Below are 7,662 nucleotides of genomic sequence, written 5' to 3' on the forward strand. Positions count from 1 at the left end.
TGTGCGTCATGAGCATCAATCTTCCTTTGCCGCTGCTGGGCGAAATGGCGATTTTCGTCAAGGTAGTAGAGACCGGCAGCTTCTCCGAAGCGGCGCGGCAGTTGAGCGTTTCGCCGTCGGCGGTAAGCCGCAGTATTTCGCGCCTGGAAAAGGCCCTGTCCACCCGTTTGCTGCAACGCACCACGCGCAAATTGCGCCTGAGTGAAGCCGGTGAGGAGGTTTTCAAGCGCTGCCAGGAAATGGTCAGCGCGGCGCGCTCAGTGATGGAAATCAGCGGCCAGTTCACCCACGAGGCCGAGGGCCTGGTGCGGGTCAGTGTGCCGAAGGCGGTGGGGCGGTTTGTGGTGCACCCGCATATGCCGGAGTTCCTGCGGCGTTATCCCAGGGTGGATGTGCAATTGATCCTCGAGGACCGGCATGTGGACCTGATCGATGACAATGTCGACCTCAGCATCCGCATCACCGACAGCCCGCCGCCGGGCCTGGTGGGGCGGCAGTTATTGCCGATTGAGCATTTACTCTGTGCCACGCCGCAGTATCTAGCCGAGCATGGTGCGCCGGCGCATCCCCATGATTTGCTGGCGCACAGTTGCATCTATCTCGGTGAAACCCCGGGGGATTCACGCTGGAAATTCCGCCAGGGCGGCAAGGCGGTGACGGTCGGCGTGCGTGGGCGTTATGCGGCGAACCACACCGGCGTTCGGCTGGATGCGGTGTTGCAGCACGTGGGAATTGGCAGCTTGCCGTATTTCACCGCGCGGCATGCGTTGGAGGAGGGGCGGTTGGTACAGGTGCTGCCCGGGTGGGACTTTATTGCGTCCTACCATGGCGAAGCGTGGTTGTTGCATTCGCCCACGCGTTACCTGCCGCCGAAGCTTCGGGTGTTTATCGATTATCTGGTGGAGTGCATGGCGAGGGAGCCGACATTGCGCCGGCGATAGGCGCACGGTCGAAAATGTGGGAGGAGGGCTTGCTCCCTCCCGCATTCAGTTATGCAGTGTCTTGAACAATCAGTGTTTGCTTTGGTCCTGCGGCATGGCCAGCAGTTGCTTTTCCTGGTTCCAGTCGAAGGGTTCGTCGTTTTGTTCGGCTTCAAAGCGACGCTCTTCCAGGGCCTGGTACAGGTCCAGTTCTTCGTCGGGCATGAAGTGCAGGCAATCGCCGCCGAAGAACCACAGCAGGTCGCGCGGGACCAGGTGGGCGATCTGCGGGTAGCGCAGGATGACCTGGCTCATCAGGTCCTGGCCCAGGTACTGGCTTTCGATCGGGTCGATCGGCAGCAGGGCGCGCAGTTCGTCGAAGCGCTCCAGGAACAGGGTGTGGCTTTCCTCGGGCACCTGTTCGGCTTCGCCGACGGCAACCAGGATGCTGCGCAGGTGGTCGAGCAAGACGAGATGATCGGCAACGACGTTGGACACGAGATAAGTCCTCTAAAGCAAAAACGGGCGCGAGAGTATATGCCTCTCGCGCCCGTTTTTATATGACCGCCGGACTCAGCGGACTTTACCTTCAGCGTGTACCAGCTCTTCCTTGCTGAAATCATCCACGTCGATCACCTTGCGCCGTGCCGCTTCGGCGTCGCGCAAGCTCTGCGCTTCCGCCGGTTGCAGCACACCGGCGTGCAGGGCGGCATCGATCGCATGTTCGCCGGCAGCGGGTTTGACCTGGCCACTTTTGAGCGCGGTGTGCAGTTTTTTCTGCAATGGATGGCTGGCACCCAATAGATCGTAGGCGTGTTGCAGAGCGCCCACTGGATCTTCTGCCGATTGTGGGCGGTAGCAGCCGGCCAGCAATTCTTCCAGGGTCGGGTCGCCTTTGGCGCGGCCAATCACCGCGGCCACTTCGGCATCCAGCGCATCGGACGGACCGGTATGACGACGTCCGAACGGGAATACAATCACCCGCAGCAGGCAGCCCAGCACTTTATTCGGGAAGTTGCTCAGCAGCTCATCCAACGCACGCTCGGACTCGCCGAGGCTTTCTTCCATGGCCCAGGCGAACAGCGGTTCCAAGTGATCCGGCGAATCCAGGTCGTGGTAACGCTTGAGTGCCGCCGACGCCAGGTACATATGGCTTAGCACGTCACCGAGGCGTGCCGACAGGCGTTCGCGGCGTTTCAACTCGCCACCCAGCAGCATCATGCTCAGGTCCGCCAGCAGCGCGAACGCGGCAGCCTGGCGGTTCAATGCGCGGAAATAACCCTGGCTCAAACGGTTGCCCGGGGCTTTCTCGAAGTGCCCCACGCCGAGGTTCAGCACCAGGGTGCTGGCGGCATTGCTCACGGCAAAACCAATGTGTTGCATCAGCAGCCCGTCGAACTCCTTCAGCGCCTGATCGTGGTCCTCACGCCCGGCCAGCGCCATTTCCTTGAGCACGAACGGATGGCAGCGGATGGCACCCTGGCCGAAGATCATCAGGTTGCGCGAGAGGATGTTCGCGCCTTCCACTGTGATGAAGATCGGCGCGCCCTGCCAGCTGCGGCCCAGGTAGTTGTTCGGGCCCATGATGATGCCCTTGCCGCCGTGTACGTCCATGGCGTGGCTGATGCACTCACGGCCGCGTTCGGTCAGGTGGTACTTGAGGATCGCCGACAGCACCGAGGGTTTTTCCCCAAGGTCCACGGCATTGGCGGTGAGCATGCGTGCGCTGTCCATCAGCCAGGCGTTGCCGCCGATGCGCGCCAGGGCTTCCTGGATACCTTCGAAGGCTGACAGCGGTACGTTGAACTGCTCGCGCACCTGGGCGTACTGGCCGGTGACCAGGCTGGTGAACTTGGCGGCGCCGGTACCCACGGCGGGCAGGGAGATCGAACGGCCGACCGACAGGCAGTTCATCAGCATCATCCAGCCTTTGCCGAGCATTTCCTGGCCGCCGATGAGGTATTCCAGGGGGATGAACACGTCCTTGCCGGAGTTCGGACCGTTCATGAACGCGGCGCCGAGGGGCAGGTGGCGACGGCCGATTTCCACACCGGGGGTGTCGGTAGGGATCAGTGCGAGGCTGATGCCCAGGTCTTCTTCTTCACCCAGCAGGTGGTCTGGATCGTGGGCCTTGAAGGCCAGGCCCAGCAGGGTCGCGACCGGGCCAAGGGTGATGTAGCGTTTTTCCCAGTTCAGGCGCAGGCCGAGGGTTTCCTTGCCTTCCCATTCGCCTTTGCAGATCACCCCCGTGTCAGGCATGGCGCCGGCATCGGAGCCCGCCAGCGGGCCGGTGAGGGCGAAGCAGGGGATGTCATCGCCACGCGCCAGGCGTGGCAGATAGTGGTTGCGTTGTTCGTCGGTGCCGTAATGCAACAGCAATTCGGCCGGGCCGAGGGAGTTGGGCACCATCACTGTGGAGGCCAGGTCGCCGCTGCGGGTGGCGAGTTTCATCGCGACCTGGGAGTGGGCATAAGCGGAGAAGCCCTTGCCGCCATATTCCTTGGGAATGATCAGGGCGAAGAAACCGTGGGTCTTGATGTGCTCCCACGCGGCCGGCGGCAGGTCCATGGCCTGGCCGATTTCCCAGTCGCTGACCATGGCGCAGAGTTCTTCGGTGGGGCCGTCGATAAAGGCCTGTTCTTCCTCGGTCAGTTGCACCTTGGGGTAGGCCAGCAGCTTGTCCCAGTCGGGACGACCGCTGAACAGTTCGCCGTCCCACCACACGGTGCCGGCGTCGATGGCGTCGCGCTCGGTCTCGGACATCGGCGGCAAGACTTTCTGGAACCAGCTGAACAGCGGCTTGGTGAAGTATTGGCGGCGCAGGTCCGGCAGCAGCAAGGGCGCGGCCACCACAGCGATCAATACCCAGAAAATCAGCAGCAGCCAACCCGGTGCATGGCTCCAGGCGCCCATCGCCAGCAGGTAAACGGCGACCACGCCCAGGGCGGGCAGGGGGGCGACGCGGCGATGTGCCAGGTAGGCAATGCCGACCACCAGAACCAGTATCCACAACAACAGCATATTCAATCCTCCGTGAAACCAGGGGCGAAACCACCAGGGAGCTTAGTCGGCATCCGAACAAGCGGGGTGATCAGGGTGTTACAAGTTGTACTGGGAACACCTGGCATCAGGCGCCGACATTTGGCCGAATCGTCGTTATCTCCGTGGCGGACCTGTCGTTAAACTCCAGGCTTCCTTCGGAGATCAAGCTCATGGATACGTATCTGAGTCCCAGCCGCTTCATCGATAGTGACCACCCTGCGGTGGTGGAGTTCGCCGAAAAACACCGCGGCTCCAGCGCGAATTTACGTGACCAGGCGGTCAGTCTCTATTACGCCGTGCGTGAGGCGATTCGCTATAACCCCTACACCTTCAGCCGCGATCCCGCCACCTTGAATGCCAGCTTCGCCCTGGCCGCCGGCGAAAGCTATTGCGTGCCCAAGGCCACCTTGCTCGCCGCCTGCGCCCGTCACTGCGGCATCCCGGCGCGCATCGGTCTTGCGGATGTGCGCAATCACCTGTCGACACCGCGCCTGATCGCGTTGCTCAAAAGCGATGTGTTTGCCATGCATGGCTACACCGAGCTTTACCTGGACGGCCGCTGGGTCAAGGCGACGCCGGCGTTCAACCGCCAACTCTGTGAGGTGTTCGACGTACCACCACTGGACTTCGACGGGATCAGCGACAGCGTATTCCATGCATTCAACCGCCAGGGGCAGCGCTCGATGGAGTACGTGGTGGACCATGGGCAGTTTCCCGATGTGCCCGAGGATTTCTTCTTCGCCCATCTGGAGAAATGTTACCCACACCTGTTTGCTGAACAGATGCCGATCTTGTCGGGCGACTTGCCGAGCGATTTGAGCCGCGGGTGAACCGGCGTATGCTGCTGCGTTCATCCAGCCATGTTCATCAACAAAAAGGCGCGGTCATGCTGAAGATCTGGGGTCGTAAAAATTCATCAAACGTCAGGAAAGCACTGTGGTGCGCCGAGGAACTCGGCCTGGACTATGAGGCAATTGATGCGGGCGGGGCTTTTGGCGTGGTAGACACGCCGCAATACCGGGCATTGAACCCGAATGGCCGCGTGCCGATGATCGAGGATGGCGACTTTGTGTTGTGGGAGTCCAACACCATCGTGCGCTACCTCTGCGCCAAGCACGCGTCGGCGTTCTACCCGAGCGACCTGCAGGCGCGTGCCAGCGCCGAGAAATGGATGGACTGGACCACCTCGACCCTCGCCGAGCCGTTCAAGGCCGTGTTCTGGGGCGTTGTGCGCACCCCGGCGCAGAAGCAGGACTGGGACAGCATCAACGCCGGGCGTCAGGCCTGTATCGATGCACTGAGCACCGTGGACAATGCATTGGCCGAGCAGGCTTACCTGTCGGGCGACACCTTCGGCGTAGGTGATATTCCCCTGGGCTGCTTTATCTACGCCTGGTTCGAGATGCCCATCGAACGCCCTGCGATGCCCAACCTAGAGGCCTGGTATCAGCGTCTGCAACAGCGCCCGGCCTACCGCAAGGCGGTCATGACCGCGTTGACTTAATACTGACTATTAATACAGGTGACTGTACTTGTGCGGCGCGGGCAAGCACCATGCCTGTCATGCGCCGCCGTTGAACTACCTGCGCTGCGCCCTCATCTACTCTTTCTATTCCCTTCTTTGGTGCGTATTCCGATATGAGTTCCGCTCTGTCCATCCGGCAGCTAACCAAAACCTACGGCAACGGTTTCCAGGCCCTGAGTGGTATCGATCTGGACGTTGCCGAAGGTGACTTCTTCGCCTTGCTCGGCCCCAACGGCGCCGGCAAATCCACCACCATCGGTATCCTCTCCACTCTGGTCAACAAGACCAGCGGCACGGTGAATATCTTCGGCCACGACCTGGACAAATCCCCGGCGGCGCTCAAGCGCTCCATCGGTGTGGTGCCCCAGGAATTCAACTTCAACCAGTTCGAAAAGACTTTCGACATTGTCGTGACCCAGGCTGGCTACTACGGCATCCCGGCGAAAGTTGCCAAGGAGCGCGCCGAGCAATACCTGACCCAGTTGGGCCTGTGGGACAAGCGCGACGTGCCGTCCCGCTCGCTGTCCGGCGGCATGAAGCGTCGCCTGATGATTGCCCGTGCACTGGTGCATGAACCGCGCCTGTTGATCCTCGATGAGCCCACCGCCGGCGTGGACATCGAACTGCGTCGTTCGATGTGGACCTTCCTCACCGAGCTGAACGAGAAGGGCATCACCATCATCCTCACCACCCATTACCTGGAGGAGGCTGAGCAGCTGTGCCGCAACATCGGCATCATCGACCACGGCACCATCGTCGAGAACACCAGCATGCGTAACCTGCTGGGCCAACTGCATGTGGAAACCTTCCTGCTCGACCTGAAGAACAACCTGTCGGCACCGCCGCAACTGCTCGGCTACCCCAGCCGCCTGGTGGACAGCCACACCCTGGAAGTCCAGGTGGATAAAGCCATGGGCATCACTGCGTTGTTCACCCAGTTGGCGGCGCAGAACATCGACGTGCTGAGCCTGCGTAATAAAACCAATCGCCTTGAGGAGTTGTTCGTGTCCCTGGTGGAGAAAAATCTGACGAAGGTGGCGGTATGAGTTCTGAGCTGCAACCCAACCTCGTCGCACTGCAGACCATCGTCTACCGCGAAGTGAAGCGCTTTACCCGGATCTGGCCGCAGACCCTGCTGCCGCCGGCGATCACCATGGTGTTGTACTTTGTGATCTTCGGTAACCTGATCGGCCGGCAGATCGGCGACATGGGTGGTTTCACCTATATGGAGTACATCGTGCCGGGCCTGATCATGATGTCGGTGATCACCAACTCCTACGGCAACGTGGTCTCCAGTTTCTTCGGCAGTAAGTTCCAGCGCTCCATCGAAGAGCTGATGGTCTCGCCGGTGTCGCCGCATACCATTTTGATCGGCTACACCCTGGGTGGCGTACTGCGCGGCTTGATGGTGGGCGTGATCGTGACGCTGCTATCACTGTTCTTCACCCACCTGCAGGTGCATCACCTCGGCGTCACCATTCTGGTGGTGGTGCTGACGGCGACCATCTTCTCGCTGCTGGGGTTTATCAACGCCGTGTTTGCACGCAACTTCGATGACATCTCGATCATCCCGACTTTCGTGCTGACGCCGCTGACCTACCTGGGCGGGGTCTTCTACTCCATCACCTTGCTGCCGCCGTTCTGGCAGACCGTGTCGCTGGCCAACCCGGTGCTGCACATGGTCAACGCCTTCCGCTACGGCATCCTGGGCGTGTCGGATATCAAGATCAGCGTGGCGATCACCTTCATGCTGGTGGCGACTGTGGTGTTGTATATCGGTTGCGCGAAGCTGCTGGTGAGCGGGCGCGGGATGCGTACCTGATAAAACGCGGTCAAAAAATGTGGGAGGGGGCTTGCTCCCGATTGCGATGTGTCAGCTACAGATAAGCTGACTGACATACCGCTATCGGGATGTAGAACCGTAGACATCGTTTACATCTGAAACCGGGGACATCGTTTACACATTTGAGGCCTGGACGCGGGTCATACCTCGTCCCAGCCTCCCCAAGGGATAATCACACAGGTACAAATCCCAAGCTTCATCTTCAGCTTCTTTGAGCCCTATCCTTTCCCCGGACAGCGCCTCGCTGATAAATACCAACTTGCCGTTCCACTTGATCGATCCGTCCTGCCTGACGCTTCGAACTTTCATTTCTGCCGGATATTCCACATCGG

Annotated in this window: 7 protein-coding genes and 1 pseudogene; 5 read left to right on the forward strand and 3 right to left on the reverse strand. The window is 60.6% G+C overall.

Annotated features, from left to right (window positions below; genetic code table 11):
- Window positions 1-8: 8 nt before the first annotated feature.
- The gene (locus tag F6S08_RS10250; RefSeq protein WP_315871353.1) at window positions 9-941 is read left to right on the forward strand and encodes a LysR family transcriptional regulator; all 933 of its coding nucleotides are present in this window, start codon (window positions 9-11) and stop codon (window positions 939-941) included.
- A 69-nt stretch (window positions 942-1,010) separates the two neighbouring features.
- On the opposite strand, the gene F6S08_RS10255 is transcribed toward F6S08_RS10250, so the two are convergent.
- Both F6S08_RS10255 and F6S08_RS10260 read right to left on the reverse strand, forming a co-directional pair.
- The gene (locus tag F6S08_RS10255; protein WP_010567536.1) at window positions 1,011-1,418 is read right to left on the reverse strand and encodes a PA2817 family protein; all 408 of its coding nucleotides are present in this window, start codon (window positions 1,416-1,418) and stop codon (window positions 1,011-1,013) included.
- Between the two features lie 75 nt (window positions 1,419-1,493).
- Complete coding sequence (locus F6S08_RS10260; RefSeq protein WP_065924518.1) at window positions 1,494-3,941, reverse strand: acyl-CoA dehydrogenase; 2,448 nt, start codon at window positions 3,939-3,941, stop codon at window positions 1,494-1,496.
- 191 nt (window positions 3,942-4,132) lie between these two features.
- Between F6S08_RS10260 and F6S08_RS10265 the strand changes: the two genes are divergently transcribed.
- The 4 genes from F6S08_RS10265 to F6S08_RS10280 all read left to right on the forward strand — a co-directional run bounded on the left by F6S08_RS10265 (window position 4,133) and on the right by F6S08_RS10280 (window position 7,309).
- The gene (locus F6S08_RS10265; protein WP_065924519.1) at window positions 4,133-4,792 is read left to right on the forward strand and encodes a transglutaminase-like domain-containing protein; all 660 of its coding nucleotides are present in this window, start codon (window positions 4,133-4,135) and stop codon (window positions 4,790-4,792) included.
- Between the two features lie 56 nt (window positions 4,793-4,848).
- Window positions 4,849-5,466, forward strand: coding sequence for a glutathione S-transferase (locus F6S08_RS10270; protein WP_315871354.1), 618 nt, complete (start codon window positions 4,849-4,851; stop codon window positions 5,464-5,466).
- 134 nt (window positions 5,467-5,600) lie between these two features.
- Window positions 5,601-6,533 (forward strand): ABC transporter ATP-binding protein, encoded by a 933-nt coding sequence (locus tag F6S08_RS10275; RefSeq protein WP_027607098.1) that lies wholly within the window; start codon window positions 5,601-5,603, stop codon window positions 6,531-6,533.
- Window positions 6,530-7,309, forward strand: a complete 780-nt coding sequence (locus F6S08_RS10280) for an ABC transporter permease (RefSeq protein ID WP_012723134.1) — start codon at window positions 6,530-6,532, stop codon at window positions 7,307-7,309. The genes F6S08_RS10275 and F6S08_RS10280 overlap by 4 nt, the downstream gene beginning before the upstream one ends.
- Before the next feature lie 135 nt (window positions 7,310-7,444).
- Here the strand turns inward: F6S08_RS10280 and F6S08_RS10285 are convergent.
- A pseudogene (locus tag F6S08_RS10285) lies at window positions 7,445-7,662 on the reverse strand (IS481 family transposase); the annotation flags it as partial.

Source organism: Pseudomonas sp. JV449 (assembly GCF_032424295.1).
Taxonomy (GTDB): Bacteria; Pseudomonadota; Gammaproteobacteria; order Pseudomonadales; family Pseudomonadaceae; genus Aquipseudomonas; species Aquipseudomonas marginalis.

Coding starts and splice junctions, on each gene's coding strand:
- F6S08_RS10280 (WP_012723134.1), top strand. CDS start 6,530: ATGAGTTCTGAGCTGCAACCCAACCTCGTCGCACTGCAGACCATCGTC.
- F6S08_RS10260 (WP_065924518.1), bottom strand. CDS start 3,941: ATGCTGTTGTTGTGGATACTGGTTCTGGTGGTCGGCATTGCCTACCTG.
- F6S08_RS10265 (WP_065924519.1), top strand. CDS start 4,133: ATGGATACGTATCTGAGTCCCAGCCGCTTCATCGATAGTGACCACCCT.
- F6S08_RS10275 (WP_027607098.1), top strand. CDS start 5,601: ATGAGTTCCGCTCTGTCCATCCGGCAGCTAACCAAAACCTACGGCAAC.
- F6S08_RS10250 (WP_315871353.1), top strand. CDS start 9: ATGAGCATCAATCTTCCTTTGCCGCTGCTGGGCGAAATGGCGATTTTC.
- F6S08_RS10270 (WP_315871354.1), top strand. CDS start 4,849: ATGCTGAAGATCTGGGGTCGTAAAAATTCATCAAACGTCAGGAAAGCA.